This is a genomic window from Spiribacter sp. 1M189 (assembly GCF_040838345.1).
In the GTDB taxonomy this organism is placed as follows: domain Bacteria; phylum Pseudomonadota; class Gammaproteobacteria; order Nitrococcales; family Nitrococcaceae; genus Spiribacter; species Spiribacter insolitus.
Genome location: NZ_JBAKFF010000001.1, coordinates 1,673,978 through 1,700,150 on the forward strand (window position 1 = coordinate 1,673,978; position 26,173 = coordinate 1,700,150).

21 protein-coding genes are annotated in these 26,173 nt (G+C 65.3%); 15 read left to right on the plus strand and 6 right to left on the minus strand.

The genetic code is table 11. The features are described 5' to 3' along the window. The first annotated feature begins 17 nt into the window (after positions 1-17). Genes aceF through V6X30_RS08485 form a run of 7 tightly spaced genes read left to right on the plus strand, consistent with a single transcriptional unit; the run spans position 18 to position 13,107 of the window. Complete coding sequence (aceF, locus tag V6X30_RS08455; RefSeq protein ID WP_367984174.1) at positions 18-1,370, plus strand: dihydrolipoyllysine-residue acetyltransferase; 1,353 nt, start codon at positions 18-20, stop codon at positions 1,368-1,370. A gap of 20 nt (positions 1,371-1,390) precedes the next feature. Next, positions 1,391-3,184 (plus strand): dihydrolipoyl dehydrogenase, encoded by a 1,794-nt coding sequence (gene lpdA / locus V6X30_RS08460; RefSeq protein WP_367984175.1) that lies wholly within the window; start codon positions 1,391-1,393, stop codon positions 3,182-3,184. Positions 3,185-3,190: 6 nt separating this feature from the next. After that, a complete protein-coding gene (locus V6X30_RS08465) occupies positions 3,191-4,204 on the plus strand; it encodes a 3-oxoacyl-ACP synthase III family protein (protein ID WP_367984176.1) in 1,014 nt (337 codons plus the stop codon). After that, the gene (locus V6X30_RS08470; RefSeq protein WP_367984177.1) at positions 4,201-9,033 is read left to right on the plus strand and encodes an NAD-glutamate dehydrogenase; all 4,833 of its coding nucleotides are present in this window, start codon (positions 4,201-4,203) and stop codon (positions 9,031-9,033) included. Before V6X30_RS08465 ends, V6X30_RS08470 begins: the two co-directional genes overlap by 4 nt. Next, complete coding sequence (locus V6X30_RS08475) at positions 9,030-9,824, plus strand: alpha/beta fold hydrolase (protein WP_367984179.1); 795 nt, start codon at positions 9,030-9,032, stop codon at positions 9,822-9,824. The genes V6X30_RS08470 and V6X30_RS08475 overlap by 4 nt, the downstream gene beginning before the upstream one ends. Positions 9,825-9,842: 18 nt before the next feature. After that, a complete protein-coding gene (locus V6X30_RS08480; RefSeq protein WP_367984180.1) occupies positions 9,843-12,137 on the plus strand; it encodes an NADP-dependent malic enzyme in 2,295 nt (764 codons plus the stop codon). Continuing rightward, a complete protein-coding gene (locus tag V6X30_RS08485) occupies positions 12,130-13,107 on the plus strand; it encodes a quinone oxidoreductase family protein (RefSeq protein WP_367984181.1) in 978 nt (325 codons plus the stop codon). Before V6X30_RS08480 ends, V6X30_RS08485 begins: the two co-directional genes overlap by 8 nt. Here the strand turns inward: V6X30_RS08485 and V6X30_RS08490 are convergent. The 5 genes from V6X30_RS08490 to V6X30_RS08510 all read right to left on the minus strand — a co-directional run bounded on the left by V6X30_RS08490 (position 13,104) and on the right by V6X30_RS08510 (position 18,036). Continuing rightward, positions 13,104-14,324, minus strand: coding sequence for a heme biosynthesis HemY N-terminal domain-containing protein (locus tag V6X30_RS08490; protein WP_367984182.1), 1,221 nt, complete (start codon positions 14,322-14,324; stop codon positions 13,104-13,106). The genes V6X30_RS08485 and V6X30_RS08490 overlap by 4 nt on opposite strands. Next, positions 14,321-15,541: a uroporphyrinogen-III C-methyltransferase gene (locus V6X30_RS08495; RefSeq protein WP_367984183.1), complete on the minus strand. Its 1,221-nt coding sequence runs from the start codon at positions 15,539-15,541 to the stop codon at positions 14,321-14,323. Before V6X30_RS08495 ends, V6X30_RS08490 begins: the two co-directional genes overlap by 4 nt. Next, positions 15,538-16,293 (minus strand): uroporphyrinogen-III synthase, encoded by a 756-nt coding sequence (locus V6X30_RS08500; protein WP_367984184.1) that lies wholly within the window; start codon positions 16,291-16,293, stop codon positions 15,538-15,540. Before V6X30_RS08500 ends, V6X30_RS08495 begins: the two co-directional genes overlap by 4 nt. Beyond that, positions 16,290-17,213: a hydroxymethylbilane synthase gene (hemC, locus tag V6X30_RS08505; protein WP_367984562.1), complete on the minus strand. Its 924-nt coding sequence runs from the start codon at positions 17,211-17,213 to the stop codon at positions 16,290-16,292. The genes V6X30_RS08500 and hemC overlap by 4 nt, the downstream gene beginning before the upstream one ends. Before the next feature lie 82 nt (positions 17,214-17,295). Continuing rightward, positions 17,296-18,036, minus strand: a complete 741-nt coding sequence (locus tag V6X30_RS08510) for a LytR/AlgR family response regulator transcription factor (protein ID WP_367984185.1) — start codon at positions 18,034-18,036, stop codon at positions 17,296-17,298. Positions 18,037-18,217: 181 nt separating this feature from the next. Between V6X30_RS08510 and argH the strand changes: the two genes are divergently transcribed. Then, positions 18,218-19,612, plus strand: a complete 1,395-nt coding sequence (argH, locus tag V6X30_RS08515; RefSeq protein WP_367984186.1) for an argininosuccinate lyase — start codon at positions 18,218-18,220, stop codon at positions 19,610-19,612. Positions 19,613-19,637: 25 nt separating this feature from the next. Here argH and V6X30_RS08520 read toward each other — a convergent pair whose 3' ends face one another. After that, complete coding sequence (locus V6X30_RS08520; protein ID WP_367984187.1) at positions 19,638-20,315, minus strand: alpha/beta hydrolase; 678 nt, start codon at positions 20,313-20,315, stop codon at positions 19,638-19,640. Positions 20,316-20,405: 90 nt separating this feature from the next. Here V6X30_RS08520 and lptM point away from each other — a divergent pair, with 90 nt between their 5' ends. The 7 genes from lptM (at position 20,406) to hslU (ending at position 26,168) form a co-directional block, all read left to right on the plus strand. Continuing rightward, positions 20,406-20,525, plus strand: a complete 120-nt coding sequence (lptM, locus tag V6X30_RS08525) for an LPS translocon maturation chaperone LptM (RefSeq protein WP_367984188.1) — start codon at positions 20,406-20,408, stop codon at positions 20,523-20,525. Then, positions 20,522-21,766 carry a diaminopimelate decarboxylase gene (lysA, locus tag V6X30_RS08530; protein ID WP_367984189.1) on the plus strand — a complete coding sequence of 415 codons (1,245 nt, stop codon included), beginning with the start codon at positions 20,522-20,524 and terminating at the stop codon, positions 21,764-21,766. Before lptM ends, lysA begins: the two co-directional genes overlap by 4 nt. After that, a complete protein-coding gene (dapF, locus tag V6X30_RS08535; RefSeq protein WP_367984190.1) occupies positions 21,763-22,602 on the plus strand; it encodes a diaminopimelate epimerase in 840 nt (279 codons plus the stop codon). Before lysA ends, dapF begins: the two co-directional genes overlap by 4 nt. Next, entirely contained in the window at positions 22,599-23,306 is a 708-nt protein-coding gene (locus tag V6X30_RS08540) for a DUF484 family protein (protein ID WP_367984191.1), read from the plus strand. The genes dapF and V6X30_RS08540 overlap by 4 nt, the downstream gene beginning before the upstream one ends. Further along, positions 23,303-24,226, plus strand: a complete 924-nt coding sequence (gene xerC, locus V6X30_RS08545) for a tyrosine recombinase XerC (protein WP_367984192.1) — start codon at positions 23,303-23,305, stop codon at positions 24,224-24,226. The genes V6X30_RS08540 and xerC overlap by 4 nt, the downstream gene beginning before the upstream one ends. A gap of 71 nt (positions 24,227-24,297) precedes the next feature. Next, on the plus strand, positions 24,298-24,846 hold the full coding sequence (gene hslV / locus V6X30_RS08550; RefSeq protein WP_367984193.1) for an ATP-dependent protease subunit HslV: 549 nt from the start codon (positions 24,298-24,300) through the stop codon (positions 24,844-24,846). After that, positions 24,846-26,168: an ATP-dependent protease ATPase subunit HslU gene (gene hslU, locus V6X30_RS08555; protein ID WP_367984194.1), complete on the plus strand. Its 1,323-nt coding sequence runs from the start codon at positions 24,846-24,848 to the stop codon at positions 26,166-26,168. The genes hslV and hslU overlap by 1 nt, the downstream gene beginning before the upstream one ends. The last annotated feature ends 5 nt before the right edge of the window (positions 26,169-26,173 follow it).

A 26,173-nucleotide genomic window follows, 5' to 3' on the forward strand; every position in this document is an offset into this window, starting at 1 on the left:
GCGCAGGAGGAAATTGCGTGGCAGAGGTCAAGGAAATCACGGTTCCCGACATCGGCGATTTCGATGCCGTGGACGTCATCGAGGTACTGGTCGGACCGGGCGACAGCGTGTCGGCTGAGGACTCGCTCATCACGCTGGAGAGCGACAAGGCCACCATGGAGGTCCCCTCACCCGTCGACGGGACGGTGAAGGAGATGCTCATCCAGGTGGGCGACAAGGTCGCTGAAGGGACGCCGGTGGCTCGGGTCGAGGTGGCGGACAGCGCCGGTGATGAAGCCCCCGCGAGCACCGGGGATAGCGAGCCGGCGGCGGATACCGGGACTGAATCGACCGCCGAAACCCCGGCCGAGGAGTCAGCACCGCCCGCCGCCGAACCCGAACCGCCGACACCGGCGGCAAGCCCGGCAGAGCCAGCGGCCGCACCGGCGGACAGACCCCTGAGCGCGGACACACAGCGACTGGCCCATGCGGGACCATCGGTGCGGCGCTTCGCCCGCGAGCTGAGTGTCCCGCTGGACCAGGTCTCCGGGAGCGGCCCCAAGGGGCGCATCACTCGCGAGGACGTCCAGGCGTTCGTGAAATCCGTTATGGAGGGCGGCGCCGCCGCTGCCCCGGCCGCCGCAACCGGTGGGACCGGCATTCCACCCATCCCCGAGGTCGACTTCAGCAAGTTCGGCGAGGTCGAAGAAGTCGATCTGCCGCGTATCAAGAAGCTCTCGGGCCCGCATCTGCATCGCAGCTGGCTGAACGTGCCCCATGTCACCCAGTTCGACGAGGCCGACATCACCGAACTGGAAGCCTTTCGCAAAGCTGAGAAGGCGGCAGCGGAGAAGGCCGGGGTCAAGCTCACCCCGCTGGCGTTCCTGGTCAAGGCATCGGCACGGGCGCTGGTCGAGTTTCCGGACTTCAACAGCTCACTGCGCAGCGACGGTGCGGCGCTGATCCGCAAGCACTACATCAACATCGGCGTTGCCGTGGATACACCTCAGGGACTGGTCGTACCGGTCATCCGGGATGCCGACCGCAAGGGGATTTACGACATTGCCGGCGATCTGGCCGAGCTGTCCGGCAAGGCCCGCGACAGGAAACTGGGGCCGGCGGACATGCAGGGAGGCACATTCAGCATCTCGAGTCTGGGGGGCATCGGTGGGACGGCATTCACGCCCATCGTCAACGCGCCGGAGGTGGCCATCCTCGGCGTCTCCAAATCGGACATGAAGCCGGTCTGGAATGGCAGTGAATTTACGCCTCGACTGATGCTGCCCCTGAGCCTTTCCTATGACCACCGGGTAATCGACGGCGCGGCGGCGGCACGCTTCACCAGCTATCTGGCCGGCGTGCTCGGCGATCTTCGCCGGCTCATCCTATAACGCTCAAAGGACCGCGATTCATGTCACAAGCCAAGGAAGTCCGGGTCCCGGATATCGGCGATTTCGACGCCGTCGAAATCATCGAGGTGCTGGTCTCCCCGGGGGATACGGTCGAGGCAGAAAATTCGCTGATCACCCTGGAGAGCGACAAGGCCACCATGGAGGTGCCCGCTCCGTTTGATGGTCAAATCGAATCACTGTCGGTGAGCGTCGGGGACAAGGTATCCGAGGGTGACGTCATCGCCATGGCAGTACCCGCCGGAGGCGAAGCGGCGGACAGCGCCGAGGGCGCTGACGGGTCGGAAACCGACACGCCCGCCTCCGAGAGCCAGAGCGCAGTGGACGGTGGCGGCGGCACTCCCGCCCCGGCGCCGGCCCCCGCCAACAGCGAAGCACCGGCAGATGCCGACTGCGACGTGCTGGTCATTGGTGCAGGCCCCGGCGGCTACAGCGCGGCCTTCCGAGCCGCCGATCTGGGGCTGAAAACCATTATGGTGGAGCGCTATCCCAGCCTTGGTGGCGTCTGTCTCAACGTCGGCTGCATTCCGTCCAAGGCCCTTCTGCATGCCGCCAAGGTGATTGATGATGCCGAGTTCTTCGCCGATAACGGCATCGAATTCGGCAAGCCGAAAATCGACCTGAAAAAGCTCGAGGCCTGGAAATCCAGCGTGGTCGGCAAACTCACCGGCGGCCTGGAGGGGCTGGCCAAGCAGCGCAAGGTGGAGGTCGTCACCGGCCCGGCACATTTCGTGGACGATCACCACGTCAAGGTGGAGACCGCCGACGGCGAACGGCCGATCAGCTTCCGCAACGTGATCATCGCCGCCGGGTCCCGGCCGATCGCCCCGCCGGGGTTCGACCTCGACCACCCGCGGGTGATGGACTCCACCGACGCCCTCAAGCTCGAGGAAGTGCCGAAGCGCATGCTGGTCGTCGGTGGCGGCATCATCGGACTGGAGATGGCCTCGGTCTATCATGCGCTCGGCAGCGAGATCACCGTCGTCGAACTGGCCGACCGTCTCATGACCGGTGCCGATCCGGATATCGTCAAGCCATTCCGGAAGATCATCGACAAGCGCTATGCCAATATCTTCCTGAAAACCCGGGTGAGCGCCCTGGCGCCTGATGAATCCGGGGTCACGGTTCACTTCGAGGGCGGCAAGGCACCGGCCGAGGACCGCTTCGACCGGGTGCTCGTGTCCGTCGGCCGGCGACCCAACACCGACCTGCTCAACCTCGAAGCCACCGGTGTGCGGCTACTCGACAACGGCTGCATCGCCGCCGACGAGCAGATGCGCTCCAGTGTGTCGCATATCTTCGCCATCGGCGATCTGATCGGCCAGCCCATGCTCGCCCACAAGGCCGTCCACGAGGGCAAGGTCGCCGCGGAAGTGGCCGCCGGCGAGAAGAGCGCCTTTGACGCCCGCGTCATCCCATCGGTGGCTTACACCGACCCGGAAGTGGCCTGGGTAGGCGTTACCCAGGAGCAGGCGAAGGCCGAGGGCCTGGATGTGGAGGTCGGCAGCTTCCCTTGGGCGGCCAACGGCCGATCCCTTTCACTGGGCCGTGACGAGGGCATTACCAAGCTCATTTTCGAGAAGGGCACCGAGCGCATTGTTGGAGCTGGCATCGTCGGCCCCAACGCCGGCGACCTGATCGCCGAGGCGGGCCTGGCCATCGAAATGGGCGCGGATATGCACGATATCGGGCTGACGATTCATCCCCATCCCACGCTCTCGGAGACAGTGGGCATGGCGGCCGAGGCGGCTGCCGGGACACTGACGGATCTCTACATACCCAAGAAGAAACGCTGACCATCCATGAATCGAACCGCCACCGTCGTTGCCACGGGGCGCTACCTCCCGGAGCGCCTGGTGACCAACGACGAGCTGCGGTCGATCTTTGCCACCTCTGGCCGTGCCGAGATCATCGATGGCTTCGAAGCCCGCTCGGGTATCCTGCAGCGGTACCGTGCCGACCCCGGTCAGGCGACTTCCGACCTGGCCGTGGAGGCTGCCCGACAGGCCATGAGGCGGGCCGAGTGCCGGCCCGCCGACCTTGACCTGATCATTCTCGGCACCGACACACCCGATCACATCACCCCGGCCACGAGCGTCATCGTCCAGGCCAAACTCGGCGCTCTCAACGCCGGGACTTTCGATATCGGCTGCGCCTGCGCCTCGTTCCCGACCGCGCTCGCCACAGCGGCCGGCCTGGTGGCCGTCAACCCGGATATCCGGCGGGTGCTGGTGATCGGCGCTTATCTCATGCAGCGGCTGGCCGATCCCGATGACCCGATGTGTTTTTTCTACGGGGACGGCGCCGGGGCCGCCATCATCGAGCCCACTGAAGGACCCGGGCTGCTGGCCAGCGCTTTTCTCGCCGATGGCCGCTACGCCAACCACTGGAGCATCGCCGCCGGCGGAACGGCGGAACCGGCGAGTCACGCGGCGATCGACGCGGGGCGTACCCGCGTTCGGCTCACGCGACGCTATCCACCGGAGATCAACGAAGACGGATGGCCCCGACTGCTGGGCCGACTGGCCGCGCAGGGCGGGTTCACCATGGACGCAGTGGATATGGCCGTTTTTACCCAGGTCAACGCCGAGAGCATCAACAAGGTCTGCGACCGAGTGAACCTGGCCCGCGATCGCGCGCCAAAACTCATGGATCGTTACGGATACACCGGTTCCGCCTGTGTTCCAATTGCACTTGACCATATGATCGAACATGGCCTTGCTGGCCCGGGCGATCTGATCACCCTGCTCGGCTCCGGCGTGGGCTATAACATGGCAGGCGTAGCGCTGAGACTGGAGGAGAATCTGCCCGCATGACGGATGATGCCGCGACCCTGCGCCAACAACAGCTTGCAGGACTGGCGGCCCATGCCGCCCGCCGCTGGGACACCGCCGAACGGATCCTGATCGAGGATTTCCTGCATCACTACCACGGCGGCATGGCGACGGAGGATCTGTCCCATCGCGGCATCCCCACGCTTTACGGGGCGGCCGTGTCGCATTGGCGTCTCGGCGCCAGGCGACAGCCGGGCCACACGGCGCTTGCCATCTACAACCCTGATCCCGAGCAGAACGGCTGGGAATCCACCCACACCGTCATTCAGATCGTCACCGATGACCGGCCATTCCTGGTGGACTCCCTGTCCATGGCCATCAATGAACAGGGTCTTATGATCCACCTGATCGTTCATCCGGTGCTGGAGATTGCGCGCGACGCCAAGGGACAGGCGACCTCGGTGGGGGAGAGCTCAGCGAGCGACGGAGAGCCGGAGGCCTGGATCCATATCGAGGTCGACCGCCAGGCCGAGCGTCAGCAGCTACAGGCGCTGGAAACGGCGATCCGCTCCGCCCTTGAGGATGTCGACGTGGCGGTGGGCGACTGGCAGGCCATGCGTCAGCAGGCACAGCGCGCCCGGGCGGCACTCAAGCGCCGCGGCCCCGACAGTACCGATGATTACCTCGATGAAGTGGACAATTTCCTCGCCTGGATCCTCGATGACGACTTCACGTTTCTCGGTTATCGGCGCTACGACCTGCGCCGAACGCGGGATGGCGTGCAGCTCCGGGCCGTCAGGAACTCCGGGCTCGGCCTCCTGCGCGATGGTCATGATGCCGGGCGATTGTCGCAGAGTTTCGAGGCCCTGCCTCAAGCGCTGCGCGAGCAGGCCGCGGACCCCGACCCGCTCATCCTCACCAAATCCAGCCATCGCGCCACCGTGCACCGCCATGGCTACATGGATACCATCGGCATCAAACGCTTCAACGCCGATGGCGAGGTCATTGGCGAACACCGCTTTCTAGGCCTTTATACCTCCTCTGCCTATAGCCGCAATCCGCGAAACATCCCTCTGTTGCGGCGCAAGCTGGACGCGGTACTCAACCGGGCTGGCCTGAGAAGCAACAGCCATGCGGGCAAGGCGCTGGTTCATATCCTCGAGACCTATCCGCGGGACGAGCTCTTCCAGATCGACGTCGATAAGCTCTATGAGACAGCCAGCGGCATACTGCAGCTGCAGGAGCGCCAGCGTGTGAGGCTCTTCCTGCGTCATGACCGCTTCGGGCGTTTTGTCTCCTGCCTGGTCTACGCCCCCCGCGAGCGCTATGACACCGCGGTGCGCCAGCGCATGCAGAAAATCCTCATGGAGGCTTTCGATGGCGCGCATTCAGAATTCACGGTACAGCTGTCGGAAGCCGTTCTGGCGCGCATCCACTTCATCATCCATTTCAGTAGCGCTACGGCCCGGGACGTCGATGCTGACGCTCTGGAGGCACGACTGGCCGCCACCACACGGTCCTGGTCCGACGATCTGGCACAGGCACTGCTGGATCACTGCGGCGAAGCGCGCGGAACCCGACTTCACCATCGTTACGGCGAGGCGTTCAGTGCAGCCTATCGAGAGGATACCGGCGCACGAACCGCGGCCCAGGATATCGAACGTCTCGAAACCCTGAGCGATAATGAGGGCCTCGTCATCAGCCTCTACCGGCCCCTCGAGGCCCCCGCCAGCGTCCTGCGCCTCAAGCTCTATCAGGCCGGCGAGCCCATCAGCCTGTCCGATGTACTGCCGGTTCTTGAACATATGGGCGTCCGCGTCATCGACGAGCGCCCCTACGGCATTCGTCCGCTGCAGACGGAACGATGCTGGATCCATGACTTCGGGCTGAGTCATGATCCCGGCCTGGAACTCGACACGGGAATGCTGCGGGATGCATTCCAGAGCGGATTCGCGGCGATCTGGCGCCACCAGGCCGATGATGACGGCTTCAACCGCCTGATCCTGCTCGCCGGGCTGGGCTGGCGCGACATCGTTATCCTCCGGGCTTATGCGCAGTACCTGCGGCAGGCGGGCACCGCCTACAGTCAGCCCTATGTGGAAGCCACGCTCGCTGCCCATCCCGCGGTGGCCGCCCGACTTGTCCGGCTTTTCCATGCCCGCTTCTGCCCCGATACCGCTGAAGCGGAGCAGGCAGAACGCCTGGCCGCGGATATCAACGAACGGCTGGAGTCCGTCGCGAGCCTCGACGAGGATCGCATTCTGCGGCGCATGCTGGCGGCGATCCTGGCCACGGTCCGCACCAATTTCTTCCGCACGGACCCGCAAGGTCGGCACCGCGACAACCTGGCCTTCAAGCTACAACCCGAGGCGATTCCAGGCGTCCCCAAGCCGATACCGGCCTTCGAGATCTTCGTCAGTTCACCGCGGGTTGAAGGCGTCCACCTGCGCGGAGGGAAAGTGGCCCGTGGCGGACTTCGCTGGTCGGAGCGCCCCGAGGACTATCGCACCGAGATCCTGGGCCTGATGAAAGCCCAGATGGTGAAGAACGCCCTGATCGTTCCGGTCGGCGCGAAGGGGGGCTTTGTCTGCAAGCAACTCCCCCGGGAACGCAGTGCCCGCCAGAAGGAGGTCCTCGCATGTTACCGGCTGTTCATTCGTAGCCTGCTGGATGTCACCGACAACATCGTTGATGGCCGGGTGCAGCCGCCAGCGGAGGTAATCCGGCATGACGACGACGATCCGTACCTGGTGGTGGCGGCGGACAAAGGAACGGCCAGCTTTTCGGACGAAGCCAATGCGATTGCCGAGGAGTACGGCTTCTGGCTTCATGACGCCTTTGCCTCTGGTGGCTCGACCGGGTACGACCATAAGAAAATGGGGATCACCGCCCGGGGCGCATGGGTCGCCGTGCAGCAGCATTTCCGCGAACTGGGGCGCAATATCCAGACCGAGCCCTTCAGTGCCGTCGGCATCGGTGACATGTCCGGAGACGTATTCGGCAACGGCATGCTCCAGTCCGGCACCACCCGGCTGATCGCGGCGTTCGACCACCGGCACATCTTCATTGACCCTGATCCTGATCCGGCGGGCAGCTTTGCCGAGCGTGAGCGACTGTTCGCCCTGTCGCGATCGAGCTGGGCCGACTATGACGAGTCCCGACTCTCCGAGGGTGGCGGCATCTGGCCTCGCAGCGCCAAATCCATCCATCTGGCGGTCCCGGCGCGCCGGGTACTGGGCATTGATGCCGAACGACTGACACCAAACGAGCTGATCGCCGCCATCCTGCGGGCCCCGGTCGACCTGCTCTGGAACGGCGGCATCGGGACCTACATCAAGGCGGCCTCCGAGAGCCATGCCGAAGTGGGCGACAAGGGCAACGACCCGGTGCGGGTTGATGCCGAGGACCTGCGCTGCCGAGTGATCGGCGAGGGCGGCAACCTCGGCGTCACTCCCCTGGGAAGGGTCGCCTTCGCACTGGCAGGCGGGCGCATCAACAACGATGCCATCGACAACTCCGGTGGCGTGGACTGCTCCGACCACGAGGTCAACATCAAGGTCCTGATGAACGGCGTCGTCGACGATGGCGATCTCACCATGAAACAGCGTAACAGGCTGCTTGAGGAAATGACCGATGCCGTGGGCGCGCACGTCCTGGCCAATAACTACCGCCAGACCCAGGCCTTGAGTCTGATGCTCGACCGCGCCCCGGGCAGACTGCCCGAACAGGGCCGCTGCATGCGCTTACTGGAGCGGGAGGGTCGGCTCGACCGGGCGGTGGAGCAGCTGCCCGATGACGCGATGCTCGCCGAGCGCGAGCAGCAGGGCCGCGGCTTGACGCGACCGGAACTGGCCATCCTGCTTGCCTACAGCAAGATCCGCAGTTTCGAACAGCTCCTCGACTCGCCGCTGGTCGAGGGGGAAGAGAATCTCGACGAGCTGCTGGATTACTTCCCGAAGCCCCTGCAGGAGCGTTTTGCCGTGCGTATCGATGCGCATCCGCTACGCCGGGAGATTATCGCCACCAATCTGGCCAATCATGTTCTCAACCGCATGGGCGCGACCTTCCTCATGCGGGTGACTGAAGCAACCGGGGCCGATCTCCCCGAGGCGGTCCGGGCCTACCTCGCCGCCCGCGATATCTACGGCCTGCGCAAGCTGTGGCGGGAAATCGACGACCTCGACAACCAGGTGGCCGCGGCCGAGCAGCAACGACTCCTCCATCGCATCTGCGACCTGCAGGAACGCGCCACCCGCTGGCTGCTTCGTCATCAGCCGGCCCTCAGCAGCACCGGCATCGCCGTTGAGCGGATGCACACGGCGATCCGCACCCTCGACGGGGCCTTGCCTGAGCTGCTTCCGGAGCCTGCGCTGAAACGCCTCGAGCGCGACCGCCAGCGTCATCTGGATGCCGGCATTCCCGGTGAACTGGCCGATCGCATGAGCCGTCTGCCGCGGCTCTATCCGGCACTTGATATCAGTGCCGCAGCGGCGATGGCGGGTGCCGATCTATCGGAGACGGCACGCATTCATTTCCGGGCAGCGGATCAGCTTGGCCTGGGTGACCTGAACGAGGCCATCGCCGGCTTCAGTCCCGACAGCGACTGGCAAGCGAGGTACCGAATTGGCCTGATGGAGTCACTGCACCGGGAACATCGTCGGCTGACGGAGGCCATCCTCTGCAGCACGGCCGCTAATGACGCCGATACCCGGGTGACCGACTGGCTGGCCACCCGGGGCAATCGTATCGATTATCTGCGTGAGACCATCGAACAGGTCACTGGCGCGGCGCAGGCCGATCCTGCCATGCTAGGTGTGGCAATGCAGGAACTCCGCCACGTCGCCGCCAACCCGCAGGAGCAGAAGGCATGAGCGAGACCGTCGAACTCGCCGGCCAGGCTTCAGGCACGGGGCCAGCACTGGTTATGCTGCATGGCCTCTATGGTTCGGGAAACAACTGGCGGGGTATCGCTCGCCAGTTCGAGAAAAGCCATCGGACGTTGCTGCCCGACTTGAGAAACCATGGCCACTCACCGACGCATCCGGACATGGACTATCGGCAGATGGCCGCCGATGTGCTGGCACTGCTTGACCGGGAGGGCATCGACCAGGCGAGCCTCGTCGGACACAGCATGGGCGGTAAGGTCGCCATGGCACTGGCGCTGACGGCGCCGCAGAGGGTGGAGCATTTACTGGTAGTGGACATTGCACCGATGGCATATGACCACTCCGCCGAGCACGGCCGCATCATCCAGGCCATGCGCGAGGTGAACCTCGGCGCCGTGCGCAGCCGCGAGGATGCCGATGCGGCTCTGTCCGAAACGATTCCGCATGCCGCGGTCCGGCAGTTCCTGCTCACCAATCTTCAGCGTGAGGGCGGGCACTGGCAGTGGCGCATTCCGCTGGATATCCTCGCCGATCAGCTGCCGGTCATTCAGGGGTGGCCCACCGGGCTCGACACATTCAGCGATGCACCTGTCGAGTTCATCCACGGCGAGGCCTCCGGTTATGTCGACGACCGCGGGCGCGCCGCCATCTCGAGGCACTTCCCTGACGCGACGGTCCTGTCCTACGCAGGCGTCGGCCACTGGGTCCATGCCGAGGACCCCAAGCGATTCAGTACCGATTTGCACACCTTCTTGAGCGATAACAATAACCCGTGAGCACCCCGAGGAAGAGCCATGGCCGAGGACTTCAAGCAGAACGCACTCGATTATCACCGCTACCCCACGCCGGGGAAGATCGAGGTTTCGCCCACTAAACCACTTGCCAATCAGCGGGATCTGGCCCTCGCCTACAGCCCGGGCGTTGCCGCGGCCTGCGAGGCGATCGTCGAGGATGAGCGCGAAGCGGCCACGATGACCGCCCGCGGCAACCTGGTCGGGGTGATCACCAACGGCACCGCAGTACTCGGGCTTGGCGCCATCGGGCCACTGGCCTCAAAACCGGTGATGGAGGGCAAGGGTGTGCTCTTCAAGAAATTCGCCGGGATTGATGTCTTCGACATCGAAATCGCCGAAACGCAGGCCGATCAGCTGGTGGAGACCATCGCTCGGCTCGAGCCCACGTTTGGCGGGATCAACCTCGAGGACATCAAGGCGCCGGAGTGCTTCGAGGTCGAGGAAAAGCTCCGTGAGCGGATGAACATCCCAGTCTTCCATGACGACCAGCACGGCACGGCCATCACCGCGGCGGCGGCGATATACAACGGTCTGCGACTGGTCGACAAGCGCTTTGAGGACGTCAAGCTGGTCACTTCCGGCGCGGGCGCATCGGCCGTTGCCTGTCTCGACCTGCTGGTGTCCATGGGGCTGCGTCCGGAAAACGTGATCGCCACGGATCGGAAGGGCGTCATCTACAAAGGCCGTGCCGAGTACATGGACGAACGCAAGGGAGTCTACGCGACCGAGTCGCCGGCACGCACGCTGGGCGAGGCCATCGAGGATGCGGATATCTTCCTCGGACTCTCCGCACCGGGCGTTCTGTCACCGGACATGGTCAAGCGCATGGCCGACAAACCGCTAATCATGGCGCTGGCCAATCCAACGCCGGAAATCTGGCCCGAAGAAGCACTGGAAGCCCGGCCCGATGCGATCATCTCCACCGGACGCTCGGACTATCCCAACCAGGTCAATAACGTCCTGTGCTTCCCCTTCATCTTCCGCGGCGCACTGGACGTAGGCGCCACCACCATCAACGACGAGATGAAAAAGGCCTGCGTGCGGGCCATTGCCGATCTCGCCACCATGGAGTCATCCGACGTGGTCCGGGCGGCCTATGGCGGCAAACCGCTGTCCTTCGGCCCCGAGTATCTGATCCCCAAACCCTTCGATCCCCGGCTGATCACCCGGATCGCGCCCGAGGTCGCCCGCTCGGCCATGGAAAGCGGCGTCGCCAGTCGCCCGATCCAGGACTTCGCCGCCTATCGGCGTCGCCTGTCGACCTACGTGTTCCAGTCGGGCCTGCTGATGAAACCGATCTTCGAGCGGGCCACCCAGAACCCGCAGCGGGTGGTCTATGGAGATGGCGAAGACGAGCGCATCCTGCAGGCCGTGCAGCTGGTGGTGGACGATCGCCTGGCCCGTCCGATCATCATTGGCCGCCGGCGCGTGGTCAAAATGCGCATCAAGCGCCTTGGTCTGCGACTCGCCATCGATGGCGATTTCGAGCTCGTCGACCCCGAAGACGACCCTCGTTTCAAGGAATACTGGCAGCTCTACCACTCGCTGATGGAACGTCGTGGTATCACGCCCGACCGGGCACGGCAGATCGTGCGTACGCGCAACACGGTCATTGCGGCCCTCATGGTCCGCCGTGGCGAAGCCGATGCCATGCTCGCCGGGGCCGTGGGTAAATACCATCGTCAGCTCGACTACGTGAACGAAGTCCTGGGCCGGCGCACCGGCGTCCGCAATCTGGCGGCGATGAATGCCATCATCACCCCCAAGGGCACGCTTTTCCTATGCGACACCTATGTCAACCAGAACCCTTCAGCGCATCAGCTCGCCGAGATGACGGTGCTGGCAGCCGATGAAATCCGCCGCTTCGGCATGGTTCCCAAGGTGGCACTGCTTTCGCACAGCAACTTCGGCACGTCAGAGGCGCCGGAAGCGATCAAGATGCGTGAGGCCCTGCAGTTGATCGAGGATCGCGACCCGGCACTCGAGGTCGAAGGTGAGATGCACGGCGATGCGGCGCTCAACGAGGAAATCCGGCGTCGGATCTTCCCCAACTCGCGCCTGGACGGCGAAGCCAACCTGTTGATCATGCCCACACTGGATGCCGCCAATATCGCCTTCAACCTGCTGAAAACGGTGACCGATGCGGTCTCCATCGGTCCGATCGTGCTCGGCATGTCCAAGCCTGCGCATATCCTCACGCCATCGGTCACGGTACGCGGTGTCGTCAATCTGACGGCCCTCGCCGGCGTTGAGGCGGCCATGGCCGGCGGAAAAACGGAGAAAAAAGATGACTGAAGCCATCCGTGTCCACGAAGTCGGCGGGCCCGGACAGCTGCGGCATGAGTCAATCGAGGTCCCGGCACCCGGCGCCGGCGAGGTTCTCCTGCGTCAGACGCATATCGGTGTGAATTACATTGACGTCTACTTCCGCACCGGGCTTTATCAAGCCGGCAGCCTGCCCTTCACACCGGGCCTGGAGGGCGCGGGCGAGGTTATCGCCACCGGTGAGGGTGTAAGCACCGTCGAGCCGGGCCAACGGGTGGCCTATGCCGGCGGCCCGCTGGGGGCTTATGCCGCCGAGCGGGTAATGCCGGCGGACCGGCTGGTGCCGCTGCCGGAGTCCATCAGCAACGAACAGGCCGCCGCCATCATGCTCAAGGGCATGACCGCCCATGTCCTCCTGCAGCAGGTACATGCCGTACGTCGGGGCGAACGGGTCCTGATCCACGCCGCGGCCGGTGGCGTCGGCCTTTTGCTCTGCCAGTGGGCCAGCCATCTGGGCGCTACCGTGATTGGAACCGTGGGCAGCCCCGAGAAGGCCGAACTGGCAAGAGCCAATGGCTGCGACCATCCCATCCTCTACCGCGAGGAAAATGTCCAGGAAAGGGTAAGGGCACTGACCGGAGGCCAGGGCGTCGACGTGGTCTACGACTCCGTCGGTGCCGATACGCTGATGGTCTCGCTTGGCTGCCTGGCCCGCCGCGGCATGCTGGTGAGCTTCGGACAGTCCTCAGGCAAACCACCCGCCATCGAGGTGGGTCAGTTGGCGGCTGGCGGTTCGCTGTTCCTGACGCGGCCGTCGCTGTTCGACTACATCGCCACGGTGGAGGAACTGAAATCAGCCGCGGCAGCGGTTTTCGAGGTGGTCAGACAGGGCAGGCTGAACGTACGCATCGGCCAGCGCCTGCCGCTGGCCGATGCGGCCACGGCTCACCGGGCACTGGAATCCCGGCGGAGCACCGGCTCAACCATTCTCACCGTCTAGTGACCGGTGGACTCGATCTGCGGAAGGCTATTACCCAGCGGGTCGAGTCCCAGCGCCTGGCGGTAGGTACGGCGCGCCTGCTCCTCCTCGCCAAGCCGTTCATAGAGCTCGGCCAGCATGCGGGCCATGGCGGGATTGTTGCTCCGCTCAACGGCCGCCTCGAGATAACCGCGAGCCTGTCCCCAGAGCTCGCATCGGGCGGCCTGCCGCGCAGCCGCGTATAGCAACGTCGGATCTTCCGGCCGCTCGCGCAACCATTTGGTGATCCGGTCGTAGACCCGCTGCGGCGGATCCAGAGGCAACTCACCATAAACCTCGACCAGCTCCGGCGCCCAATGCTGACGCAACCAGCGACGCAGCTGCTGCTCGGCGGTCGCTGGACAATCCGCATCGACCAGTGCGCGGGCATAGCGAGCCTGCAATGCGGGATCACGCCGGCGCACCTTGGGCAGAGACTTCCAGATACGGCCCAGGCTGTCGGCATTGGCCTCGGCACCGAGCTCGTCGAAGCGCTGGCCCAGCGCGCGGTACTCGATTTCGGCAAGCGCCTCCTCGGGCAATGCCTTTTCCCGGCGCAGATCCGGCAGAAGATCGGCGAGCCCGGCATGATCATCCACCGCCTGCATCGCCCTCGCCAGAAACATGAGAACGCGATGGTTGCGCGGGGCCTTTTCCCTCAGCCAGCCCAGCGTAGCGAGGGCCTGTTCCCACTGCTCGGCCTCCACCTGCAACTGGGCCTGGAGCAGGCCCACCGCGACCCGCGCCCGCGGATTGGCGGCATCCGCCGCCGCCAGCAGGTCATCGCGGCGCTGCCACTCACCGCGGCGCTGCGCGGCAATGGCGGCCAGCAGATGATGCATGAGGGGCTGCACCGCCGCCCGGCTGGTTCCCTCCAGATGGCGCTCGGCCTCGGCATATCGGCCCTCAGCCAGTTCGATCAGCCCATCCACCAGCTCGCGCTGTGCCTTCTGCGTGCGACGACTCGCCCAGCGCACGCGAATGCGCCCCGGTGCCAGCAGCAGGCGCCGCGCCAGCCCGTAGATCAGCGTCACAACCACCCAGGCGACGATGAATGCGACGACCGCCACGAACAGGCTTGTCTGCACCGTCACATCGCCGACACGAAGCATCAGGAAGCCGCCCTGGTTGGCAAACCATAGTGCCGCGCTGACACTTGCCAGCAGCAGGACGACCAGCAGTATCAGCCGGCCCATCATGGTTCACTGCTCCCGTCCAGAACCGGCGACAGGACACCGGCGATGTCGGGCGCTTCGACTTTCACCGGCTCCTCGATAAGCCCGGCCAGTCGCTCCCGAACCGCCGATACCGCCGGCGAGGCCGAGTCGAAATAGGCGCCAACCCAGTCGTCCACGCGCCGCAGCGCGTCGCGGTAGGTTTCCGGCTCCCCACGCAGGGCCGCCAGTCGCGCCGATTCTAACTGCAGCAGCAGATTCTGCTGGAGCAGGAAACGTGACTCGGGTTCCGGGAGGGGTTCCACCTGGCGGTCGCGGCTCACCGTCACCAAGCCGCCAAGGCCTTCCAGCAGGCGTTGACGCGCCCGCTCAAGCCGGCTCTGCCAGTCACCGCTGGCTGCGGGATCGGCCCCATCCTCGCCTTCATCCGCGGCATCCTGCTCGAAGCGGGTGATGCCAGCCGCCAGGGGAAGCTCATCGAGCTGATCGGCGACGCGATCCAGACCGCGGTTGATGGCGACCATGTCCACCCGATCCACCGCGAGCAGACGATCCACGGCCTCGCCGATGGCTTCGCGGCGATCGATGCCCGTACCACCAAGTCCCGAGAGCAGAATATCTGCCGCCTCAAGCGCCTCGAGCGCACCGGCGATATCACCATTGAAACGGACCCGGTGTAAGGCCATGCGAGCGAGGTAACTCGCCTCGGCAACACGCCAGTCATCGGTTTCCGACTGCATGCGCCGATAGAGCTGATCGACCCGATCAGCCAGCTCCTTGCGGGCGGACACCTGGTCCGCCATGCGATTCTCTAGTCGCGCGAGCGATTGCAGGCGAGACTCCAGGGCCTCGTTGAGGTTGGTGATCCGTCCGTTCAGCTCACCCATATCGCTCTGCTGCCTGTCGGCCAGCGCCTGCAGTTCGCTGCGTTCCGCAAGCCCTGACTGGGCGTCGGCCAGTGACTGCATCTGGAGATACAGATAAACGCCGCCGGCGGCGGCCAGTACGGCGACGGCCAGCGCGATCATCAGGGCGCCACGGCCCGCGGAACGGCCCGTTGATGGCGGCGTCGGGGTTGGCTCAACCTTTTCCCCTTCATCCTCTCCATTACTGCCGCCACCGTTATTGGCCGACCGGGAGGCAGGCCCCGGATCGTCGGCAGCCCGAGCTTCCTCAGCATTTTCGCTGAGCGGCCCGTTCTCCGTGGTCAGCTCCTCGGAATCCTTGTCCTTTTCAGTCATTGGTTTTCTCTCTGCAGCGCTGCGCGGACGGTGCGGGTGATGGCGTCATCGTCCGCCCCACCGGCCACCAGCGGCCGATCAAATCCGGCGGCTGTCGCGGCCTGGGCGATACGATCGCTGACCGTGACCAACCGTCCCTGACGTACCCACTCTATCGCGCCTGGTTCCGCCATGCCGAGCAAATGCGCAAGTCCCGTCTGACTTGTCACGATTGTGCAGTCGAGCCGCCTGGCCTGCCACTCCTGCGGAATCGCCAGGGTATTGTCGGGTTTGATGCGCTCGTAGACCGCCATCTCACGGAGCTCGACATCCCGCGTCAGAAGCGCGGACTGAAGACGTCGACGTCCCTCCTTACCCCGAACGATCACGACGGTCTCCCCCGGCCCGGGATCGAACGCCGGCTCCGCGAGTAATGCGTCGGCGCCGCCGCCAGCAACCGGGGCAACGGTCACTGGCAGCCCCGCATGGCGCAGCCGGGCCGCCGTGCCCGGCCCCACCGCAGCCAGCTTTGTCGAACGACAGCGCGCCAGTGGCAGATGCGCCAGTCCGTAATCCACCGCATTGGGGCTGATAAAGACAAGCCAGTCTGGACAGTGACCGGTGACCCTGGAGTCCGGTTCGCAAGGGACGATCGCAAGCGTCGGACGGTGCAGCACCAGCGCACCGGCGGCTTCGAGCTGGCGGATCAATCCGTCGGCCTGACCCGCCGGCCGGGTCACCAGGATGCGGCGTCCGCGCAGGGGAGTGCTCAATGGACGTCGGCCAGTATTTCCGCGGCGCCCTGCGAGAGCAGATCCTCGGCGACGACGCCCCCCAGCTCGGTTCCCTCGTCACGGCGAGCCCGGCCTTCCGAGCGCAATACCCGCCGCCCGTCCCGGCTCGCCACCAGTGCGCGTAGCCACAGGTCGTCGCCCTCAAGCAGCGCATAGGCCGCGAGCGGCACGTGACAACTGCCGTCCAGCCTGGCGTTGACCGCGCGCTCGGCGGCAACCCGGTCATGCGTATCAGGGTCATCCAGGCCAGCAATCAGGGCCTCGACCTCCGGATCATCGGCGCGACACTCGATACCGAGCGCACCCTGTCCCACCGCGGGCAGGCTCTCCTCCGGCGGCATGACGCGGGTGATCTGGTCGGCCATCCCCAGTCGCCGCAACCCCGATGCCGCCAGCACGATGGCATCGAACTCCCCGGCATCCAGCTTGGCGAGCCTGGTCTGGACATTGCCCCGCAGCGACTCGACGACCAGATCGGGACGCCGCGCCCGAATCTGGCATTCGCGGCGCAGGCTCGCCGTGCCCACACGACCAGTGGCGGGGAGCTCAGCAATGTCACCATAGCGGCGTGACACCAGGGCATCGCAGGGGTCTTCACGATCGAGGATGACCGGCAAGCGAAAGGCCTCTGGCACCACCGCCGGCACGTCTTTCATGGAATGCACGGCAATGTCCGCCTTGCCCGCCAGCATGCCCTCCTCGAGCGCTTTGACGAACAGCGCCTTACCGCCAACGGCCATCAGCGGCCGATCGGTGATCTCGTCGCCGCGTGTGGAAAGGCGCACCAGCTCCACGTCGAGCCCCGGATACCGGGCTCGAAGCCGGTCAGCGACATGTTCTGCCTGCCAGACGGCGAGCGGGCTGCGGCGGGTGGCGATACGAAGATGCTCGATGGTCATAACTATCAGGGCCTGGCAGCGGCCGCGGCGGCCGGAATCGGTCTGCCGCAACCATACCGCCAGATCGTCATCAGGCAAACCGTCAGCCCGGACCGGCCGCGGACTTCAGCCACCGCCTGACCTGCGGCAGTCGACGCCGACTCACCGGCAGCCGCTCGTCACTGCCATCGACGAGCGCCTGTGTGCGCCCATCCAGATCCTTCTCCAGTCCGCGCAGGGCATCGCGGGCGATCAGGGCACTGCGGTGGACACGCAGGAAGCGCGGCTCGAACTCTTCCTCCAGCCGGCAGAGCGAATCCTCAATCAGATCCTCGCCTTCATCATGCTGGACCGTGACGTATTTCTGGTCGGCCATGAAATACCGCACCCCATCCACCGGAATCAGGCTCAGGCCGTTCCTTCGCCGGCAGAGGATATGCCGTCTTTCACCGCCGGAACCCGGCGCCTGGATTCGGGCAATCTGCTCGGCACTGAGCGGTCGTGCATCGTGGATGACCGATTTGAGCCTTGCCGGCTGGACATGCTCCAGGACATAGTCGACTCCACTCTGCTGGAGTCGGGGCAACATGGGGTCGGTCAGCGAACTGGCCAGCACCACCGCCGGTGCCGGGCGTTCGTTGGCCAGTGCCACGGCGACACGGAGGTCGGCCTCCTGTCGTATCCCGAGCACGACGACGTCGACCGGATCATTACCATGGGCTTGCGTTGCATCAGCCGGATCCTCGAGCACGGCGCTCACTGCGAAGGCGGGTGTGGATGCGACCAGGCGGGCGAGTCGCTGGCGCAATGATGACTGTTCACAGGCAATAACGATCTTCATCATTCACGTCCTCCCGAAAGCGTTGGTGGCTTGAAACACCGCCCGACAGAACGCCGGACGGCCCGATCAAGCTTGCAAAACCTTTCATGAAGAGACCGCCAACCGGTTCACAGAACCACGCATCCGGCGTCCAACACCGGCCGGCTGCTATACTGCCGCGCTCAGTTGACGGGGACGGAAGGGCATGAGCAAGTCAGACGCAAAGGGACTCTGGAGCGGCCGGTTCAGCGAGGCGACGGACGCATTTGTCACCGCCTTCAGTGCCTCCGAACACTATGACCGACGGCTCTACCGCGAGGACATCCGGGGCTCTCGAGCCCATGCCCGGATGCTGGCCGACTGCGGCGTCATCAGCCAGGCCGACGCCGCCGCCATCAGCGAGGGACTGGACGCCATCGCCGCCGAAATCGAGGCCGGCGACTTCCCATGGGATCCCGCCCTGGAAGACGTCCACATGAATATCGAAGCGCGGCTCACAGAGCGTATTGGCGAGGCTGGCAAGCGACTGCATACCGGACGCTCGCGCAACGATCAGATCGCCACCGACGTGCGACTCTGGCTGCGAACGGTGATTGACGAGACGATCGGCCTGCTGCGGCGTTTTGAGACCGGGCTCGTGGATCTCGCCGAGCGCGAGGCGGACACCGTCATGCCGGGGTTCACCCACCTCCAGGTGGCGCAGCCGGTGAGTTTCGGGCACCACATGCTGGCCTGGTACGAAATGCTGGTGCGCGACGAAGCCAGGCTTGTCGACGCCCTTCAGCGGGTCAACCAGATGCCACTGGGATCGGCGGCGCTGGCCGGTACGACTTTCCCCATCGACCGCCACCAGACCTGCACTGAACTGGGCTTCGACGCCCCGACCCGCAACTCCCTGGATGCCGTCTCCGACCGGGACTTCGCCATCGAATTCGTCTCGGCGGCGGCGCTGACCATGACCCATCTATCCCGGATGGCCGAGGAACTCGTGATCTGGGCCTCGCCACTGACCGGTTTCATCGATCTGCCCGACCGCTTCTGCACCGGCAGCTCGATCATGCCCCAGAAGAAGAACCCCGACGTCGCCGAGCTCGTTCGTGGCAAGAGCGCTCGGGTCCACGGTGCCCTTCATACCCTGCTTACCCTCATGAAGGGCCAGCCACTCGCGTACAACCGCGACAACCAGGAAGACAAGGAACCTCTGTTCGATGCGGCGGATGCGCTTCGCGACAGCCTGCGGGCCTTTGCCGACATGGTCCCGGCGCTGAGCGTCAACCGGGAGCGCACTCGTGCGGCGGCCCGCGAAGGCTTTGCCACGGCCACCGATCTGGCCGATTACCTGGTCCGCCAGGGCGTTGCCTTCCGCGACGCCCACGAAATCGTCGGCAAAGCCGTTGCCCACGGCGTGGCCGAGGGGCGCGACCTGGCCGAGATGTCGCTCGCCGAGCTGCAGCAGTTCTCGGAGGCCATTGGCGAGGACGTCTTCCAGGTGCTCACACTGGACGGATCACTGGCCGCCCGCGACCATGTGGGGGGTACGGCGCCGGCCCAGGTACGCATCCAGGTGGAAGCGGCGCGGCAGCGGCTCGCAACGGACTGAATGCCGCACCCCGGGTCAGCTGTCCTTAAGACTCGAGGGCAAGAACGCGCCGCAGCCAGCGGCCGATATCGTCGATCTCTTCACGGCAGACCTGGTGCTCCATCGGATAGTCGTGCCAGTCGACCGGGTACCCGAGGGCCAGCAAGGTATCCCGCGAGGCGATGCCCAGCTGGTGGGAGAGGACCGGATCATGGTGACCGTGGGCGAGAAAGACCGGCGTATCGCGGTTGGCTGCCGCTCGAGCCTGTGACAGGTGATCCGATAGCGGCAGATAGGTTGACAGGCCCATGATCCCAGCCAGTCCCGAGGCGTAGCGCAGACCGGTATGCAACGCCAGGGCTCCACCCTGGGAAAAACCCGCCAGGACCAGACGCTCAGGCGGCACGCCTCGCCGACCCTCGCGGTCGATCAGCGACTCGATCCAGCTGGCGGCGCGGTCGAGGCCCCGCTCGTCGGCGGGCGTCCCGGCCGTCAGTCCGTAGATGTCGTACCAGGCCGGCATCGACAGACCGCCGTTCAGCGTAACCGGCTGCTCCGGAGCGTGCGGAAACACAAACCGCACTGCACTGTCCGCCGGCAGACCCAGCTCGGGGACGATCGGTTCGAAATCGTGCCCGCTGGCACCCAGTCCGTGCAGCCAGATCACGCTGTGGCGCGCCTCCGCAGGCCCCTGTTCCACCGTCTTGAGCAGCTCATCCACCATGTTCCTCTCCCTCGGCATCACGTCTATTCGGAATCGCAGGCTAGCGGCTTTATACTATCGCGCCATTCAAAACGCCGAGCCTGCACCATCATGCGCATCCTGCCCTGCCTGTTGCTCGTCCTGCTGATACTGCTGACCGGATGCGGCGTGAAAGGCGATCTTTATCTGCCCGAGACCGATTCCTCCGCTGCCTCGGAGGAGACGGCATGAGCCTGTCCCGTGACAACGGCACCCTCCGCGTTGAGGATTGCGAAGTCCCGGCGCTTGCCAAAGCGTTCGGCACGCCCCTGTATGTCTACTCCCGAGCAGCCATCGAGGCCGCCTGGCGCGCCTACGACGAGGCCTTCGCCGACCGCGAGCACCTGATCTGCTATGCGGTAAAGGCCAACGGGAGTCTCGCCATACTCCAGTTACTGGCGCGCCTTGGCAGCGGTTTTGACATCGTCTCCGGTGGCGAACTGGCCCGAGTGATGCAGGCCGGCGGCGACCCCGGGAAAGTCGTGTTCTCCGGCGTCGGGAAGACCGAGGCGGAGATCGCTCAGGCGCTGGATGTCGGCATCCTTGCCTTTAACGTGGAATCGGAAGCGGAACTCGAGCGCATCGCCGCGATCGCCGTGCGAAAGGGGTTGGAGGCACCGGTATCACTGCGCGTCAATCCCGATGTCGATGCCCGTACACACCCCTATATCTCCACCGGGCTGAAGGAGAACAAGTTCGGTATCGACATCCACCGCGCCGAGGCCATCTACCGCCAGGCGGCGGCAATGCCCGGCATCCGGGTGACCGGGCTCGATTTCCACATCGGATCGCAACTGACCGAACTGGGTCCCCTGGCGGACGCACTGTCGCGAAGCCTTTCGCTGATCGATCGGCTCGGCGAGGCCGGGATCAGCCTGGCGCACCTGGATATCGGAGGAGGCCTGGGCATCCGCTACGAAGACGAAGAGCCACCGACGCCCGCCGACCTTGCCGAGCGCCTCGCTCCCCTGCTCGCCGGCCGCTCGCAGCGCCTGCTCATGGAGCCCGGCCGGGCGCTCGTCGGCGAGGCCGGCCTGCTGCTGACCCGGGTGGAGTACCTCAAGCCCGGTCACCGGGATTTCGCGATTGTCGACGCCGCGATGACCGACCTGCTCCGCCCGGCGCTTTATGACGCCTGGCAGCGCATCGAGACGGCTGCCCCGGTGGATGCCGAGCCACGCCTCTACGATATCGTCGGACCGGTCTGCGAGAGTGCCGATACGCTGGGCAAAGCCCGCTCCCTGGCCCTCGCCCCCGGCGCGCTGCTGGCCATCCATGGCGCCGGCGCCTACGGCTTTGTCATGGCCTCGCAATACAATGCGCGCCCGCGGCCGGCGGAGGTGCTGGTCGACGGGGACCAGGCCCATCTCATCCGCGAGCGTGAGCCGCTAGAGGCCCTGTGGCAGGGCGAGCGACTGCTGGAGACGCGATGAGCCTGGCATTCACCAAGATGCAGGGCCTCGGTAACGACTTCGTCGTGCTCGATGGCATCACCTGCGCGCTGGACATGACCCCGGAGCGCGTCCGGCGTATGGCCGATCGGCGCTACGGCATCGGTTGCGACCAGGTGCTGCTTGCCGAACCCGCTCATGCCCCCGAAGCCGATTTTCGCTATCGGATCTGGAACGCCGATGGTGCCGAGGTCGAACACTGCGGCAACGGGGTACGCTGCATGGCCCGCTTCCTCAGGGATCAGGGTCTGTCCGCATCCGACCGGATGACGCTGGAGACAATGAATGGACTGACCCACGTCGAGCTGATGACGGACGACAGGGTGCGTGTGGATATGGGGCCACCCGTGCTGACACCCTCGGATATCCCGTTTCTGGCGACAACCCAACGGCCGCTTTACTCACTCAGCGTCGGGCATCAGCAGCTGGAGGTCGCGGCTGTATCCATGGGAAACCCCCATCTGGTGTTACGGGTAGACGACGCGGACACGGCCCCCGTTGCGCGACTTGGCCCGCGACTGGAGGGTCACCCCGACTTCCCCAACCGGGTCAATGCCGGCTTCCTGCAGGTACTCGGCCGCGACCACGCCAGGCTTCGCGTCTACGAACGCGGTGTTGGCGAAACCCTGGCCTGCGGCACGGGCGCCTGTGCCGCCGTGGTCGCCGGTGTTCTCAATGACTGGTTCGATGCCCGGGTCACGGTGGATCTGCCCGGCGGCAGGCTGGTGATACACTGGGCCGGGACAGGGGAACCGGTGTGGATGACCGGCCCGGCGGTACCCGTATTCGAGGGCATAATGGCGGCGGGGGCGGAATGAGCAGGCAGACAACGGAATCGGCGGATACCGCCAGCGAACTCGACGAGCGGCAGGTCCTCGATTTCCTGCGCGAACACCCCGATCTGCTGCGTCGCCACCGGGACATCCTGGTGGAGCTGGACATCCCCCACGAGAGCGGTGGCGCGGTCTCCCTGATCGAATACCAGGTGTCCATCCTGCGCGAAGAGGCCCGGGAGCTCTCCCAGCGGCTCGATCAACTGCTCTACATTGCCCGTGACAATGACCGGCTCGCCGAGCAGCTGCATCGTTTCACCCTCGAGCTGCTGGCCGCGGAAGACCTCGAGAGCGTCCTGGTGGCATTGCGGGATGGCCTGCGACAGGACTTCCGCGCAGATGTCGTACAGGTCCTGCTGATCGGCGATGGCCTGCCCGGTGGCGGGGTTCCCGTGCTTGCCACCGACGACGCCGAAGCCGTGCAACTCGAAGAGCATTTCCCCGGTACCACACCGGTGCTGGGCAGCCTCGATGCCGAGCGTCTGGCGCTGATCTTCGGCGATCAGGCCGAGACATTGGCCTCGGCCGCCGTCATTCCGATGGACGAGACGCCCCTGCGGGGCTTTATCGCCATCGGCAGCCGCGACCCGGATCGCTACCACGACGAACAGGGAACGGTTTTCCTCGGCCAGCTCGGGTCCCTGGTGGCTCGGGTCCTGCGCCGTTCCCTGAACGGGGAGCCCGGTTGACTCCGGCCGGACTGCAGCCCGCCCTCGATACCTATCTCGCCCACCTGCGGGATGAACGCCGACTCTCGGCTCTGACCTGCCGACATTACCGCCGCGATCTTGAGGCCTTTGGCGATTTTCTGACCGATACGGATATCCCCGATTGGCGGGCCGTAAGCAGCGCTCATGTCCGGGCGTGGATCAGCGCCGGTCACCGCCGTGGACTCTCCCCACGCTCGCTGCAGAGGCAGCTCTCGGCAGTGCGCGGCTTCTATCGCTACCTGCAACGGGAGGGGCTGGCGCAGAGCGACCCCAGCGCGGACATCCGGGCACCCCGCGAGCGTCGGAGTCTGCCCAGGACACTGGATGTCGATGCCATCACTCATCTGCTCGACGCGCCGGACGCACCAATGCCGCGGAACGATCCGCTCGTGGAGCGCGATCATGCCATTTTCGAGCTTATCTACGGCTCCGGCCTGCGCCTCGCCGAAGTCGCCGCCCTCGACATCAGCGACGCCGCGGGTCAGCCCCGCGAGCTAAGGGTCCTCGGCAAGGGCGCCCGAACGCGTATCGTTCCGGTGGGCCGCAAGGCCCGGGAGGCGCTGGCGCGCTGGCTGGCCGTGCGGGACGAGCTGGCCGTGTCCGGCGAATCGGCACTGTTCGTCAGCCGCCGGGGTGGTCGTCTCTCCCATCGCGCCATTCAGACGCGTCTCGCCGAACTCGCCCGTGCCCAAGGGATGGATCAGCCGGTTCACCCGCACATGCTCCGGCACGCTTTTGCAACCCACCTGCTGGAATCCAGTGGTGATCTGCGCGCGGTGCAGGAACTCCTGGGCCACGCGGATATCGGTACCACACAGATCTACACCCATCTCGATTTCCAGCATCTGGCCGAGGTCTACGACCGGGCTCACCCGCGGGCGCGACGCCAACGGAAATAGCCCGGATACAGCGCGGCTGCGTTACCATAGGGAGCTCTGAATGCCTCTACAGCAACGCCCGGAGAACCGTCTTGCAGCAGTTTGATGGCACCACCATTCTCGCCGTGCGCCGCAATGGCCAGACCGCCGTCGGTGGCGACGGCCAGGTGACGCTGGGTGACACCGTTATGAAGGGCAATGCACGCAAGGTGCGTCGACTCTTCCACGATCGAGTCCTCGCCGGATTCGCCGGCGGCACCGCCGATGCCTTCACGCTCTTCGAGCGCTTCGAGGGCCAGCTCGAGCGCTACCGGGGTCAGCTCACCCGTGCTGCGGTGGAAATGGCCAAGGACTGGCGCTCGGATCGCGCCCTGCGGCGCCTCGAGGCACTGATGATGGTGGCCGATCGGGAGAGTCTGCTGATGATCTCGGGTAATGGCGACGTCGTTGAGCCAGAACGCGATCTGATGGCGATCGGCTCCGGGTCCGGGTTCGCCCAGGCGGCAGCCCAGGCGCTGATGGCCGAGACGGATCTGGACGCGGCGACTATTGTCGAACGGGCGCTCGGCATTGCCGCTGACATCTGCATCTACACGAACCACAACCTGACCATTGAAACCCTCGGCGACGGGACAGCCTGATGAGCGAAATGACACCCCGCGAAATCGTCCAGGAGCTGGATAATCACATCGTCGGCCAGGGCGACGCCAAGCGCGCCGTCGCCAATGCGCTGCGCAACCGCTGGCGGCGACTGCAGGTGGATGCCGGACTGCGGCCCGAGATCACCCCCAAGAACATCCTGATGATCGGCCCCACCGGCGTTGGCAAGACCGAGATCGCGCGGCGCCTGGCACGGCTGGCCAACGCACCGTTCATCAAGATCGAGGCCACCAAGTTCACCGAGGTAGGCTATGTCGGCCGCGACGTGGAATCAGTCATTCGCGATCTCACCGACAACGCCGTGAAGATGGTCCGGGAGCAGGAAATGGACCGGCAGGCGAACCGGGCAGAAGATGCCGCGGAAGATCGCATTCTCGACGCGCTCCTGCCCCAGGCACGCGGCGGCGAGGCGGACGAAAGCCTGGACAGTACCCGCCAGAAGATGCGCAAGAAGCTGCGCGAGGGCGAGCTGGACGACCGCGAGATCGAAATCGATGTCCGCGGGCAGCAACCGGGCATGGACATCATGGCGCCGCCGGGAATGGAACAGCTCACCAGTCAGCTCCAGGGCATGTTCCAGAACCTCGGCAACCAGCGCAGCGAGCGCCAGCGCATGCGTATTGCCGATGCCTGGCGCGTGTTGCGCGATGAAGAGGCCGCCCGGCTGGTCAACGAGGAAGAAATCAAGCAGAAAGCGATCGACGCCGTGGAGCAGAGCGGAATCGTCTTCATCGATGAGATCGACAAGGTCGCGCGTCGTAGCGAACAGGGCAGCGGCGGCGATATCTCCCGCGAGGGCGTCCAGCGCGACCTGCTACCCCTGGTTGAAGGCAGCACGGTCTCGACGCGGCATGGCATGGTCAATACCGACCATATCCTGTTCATCGCCTCCGGGGCATTCCATGTCTCGAAGCCTTCCGACCTGATCCCTGAGCTGCAGGGGCGTCTGCCCATCCGCGTGGAGCTCAACTCCCTCGCGGTGGAGGATTTCGTGTGCATCCTCACCGAACCGGATGCTTCCCTCGTCCGGCAGTATCAGGCGCTCCTCGCCACCGAAGGGGTGGAACTCGTCTTTACGGCGGAGGGCGTTGATCGGATCGCCCGCGTGGCCTGGGAGGTCAACGAGCGCACCGAGAACATTGGGGCGCGAAGGCTGCACACCGTTATGGAACGACTGCTGGAGGCGATCTCCTACGGCGCACCCGACCAGAGCGGCCAGGCGATCACCATCGACGCCGACTACGTGGATGCGCAACTCGCAGACCTGGCCGGTGATGAAGATCTCAGCCGCTACATCCTCTGAGGTCG

Bases quoted from the DNA above. Each gene is read 5' to 3' on its own strand.
- V6X30_RS08490 (WP_367984182.1), bottom strand. From the start codon at position 14,324: ATGATGGGCCGGCTGATACTGCTGGTCGTCCTGCTGCTGGCAAGTGTC.
- V6X30_RS08470 (WP_367984177.1), top strand. From the start codon at position 4,201: ATGACGGATGATGCCGCGACCCTGCGCCAACAACAGCTTGCAGGACTG.
- V6X30_RS08485 (WP_367984181.1), top strand. From the start codon at position 12,130: ATGACTGAAGCCATCCGTGTCCACGAAGTCGGCGGGCCCGGACAGCTG.
- V6X30_RS08520 (WP_367984187.1), bottom strand. From the start codon at position 20,315: ATGGTGGATGAGCTGCTCAAGACGGTGGAACAGGGGCCTGCGGAGGCG.
- lysA (WP_367984189.1), top strand. From the start codon at position 20,522: ATGAGCCTGTCCCGTGACAACGGCACCCTCCGCGTTGAGGATTGCGAA.
- V6X30_RS08510 (WP_367984185.1), bottom strand. From the start codon at position 18,036: ATGATGAAGATCGTTATTGCCTGTGAACAGTCATCATTGCGCCAGCGA.
- V6X30_RS08540 (WP_367984191.1), top strand. From the start codon at position 22,599: ATGAGCAGGCAGACAACGGAATCGGCGGATACCGCCAGCGAACTCGAC.
- hslU (WP_367984194.1), top strand. From the start codon at position 24,846: ATGAGCGAAATGACACCCCGCGAAATCGTCCAGGAGCTGGATAATCAC.
- V6X30_RS08480 (WP_367984180.1), top strand. From the start codon at position 9,843: ATGGCCGAGGACTTCAAGCAGAACGCACTCGATTATCACCGCTACCCC.
- hemC (WP_367984562.1), bottom strand. From the start codon at position 17,213: ATGACCATCGAGCATCTTCGTATCGCCACCCGCCGCAGCCCGCTCGCC.
- V6X30_RS08465 (WP_367984176.1), top strand. From the start codon at position 3,191: ATGAATCGAACCGCCACCGTCGTTGCCACGGGGCGCTACCTCCCGGAG.
- lpdA (WP_367984175.1), top strand. From the start codon at position 1,391: ATGTCACAAGCCAAGGAAGTCCGGGTCCCGGATATCGGCGATTTCGAC.
- lptM (WP_367984188.1), top strand. From the start codon at position 20,406: ATGCGCATCCTGCCCTGCCTGTTGCTCGTCCTGCTGATACTGCTGACC.
- V6X30_RS08495 (WP_367984183.1), bottom strand. From the start codon at position 15,541: ATGACTGAAAAGGACAAGGATTCCGAGGAGCTGACCACGGAGAACGGG.
- argH (WP_367984186.1), top strand. From the start codon at position 18,218: ATGAGCAAGTCAGACGCAAAGGGACTCTGGAGCGGCCGGTTCAGCGAG.
- dapF (WP_367984190.1), top strand. From the start codon at position 21,763: ATGAGCCTGGCATTCACCAAGATGCAGGGCCTCGGTAACGACTTCGTC.
- V6X30_RS08475 (WP_367984179.1), top strand. From the start codon at position 9,030: ATGAGCGAGACCGTCGAACTCGCCGGCCAGGCTTCAGGCACGGGGCCA.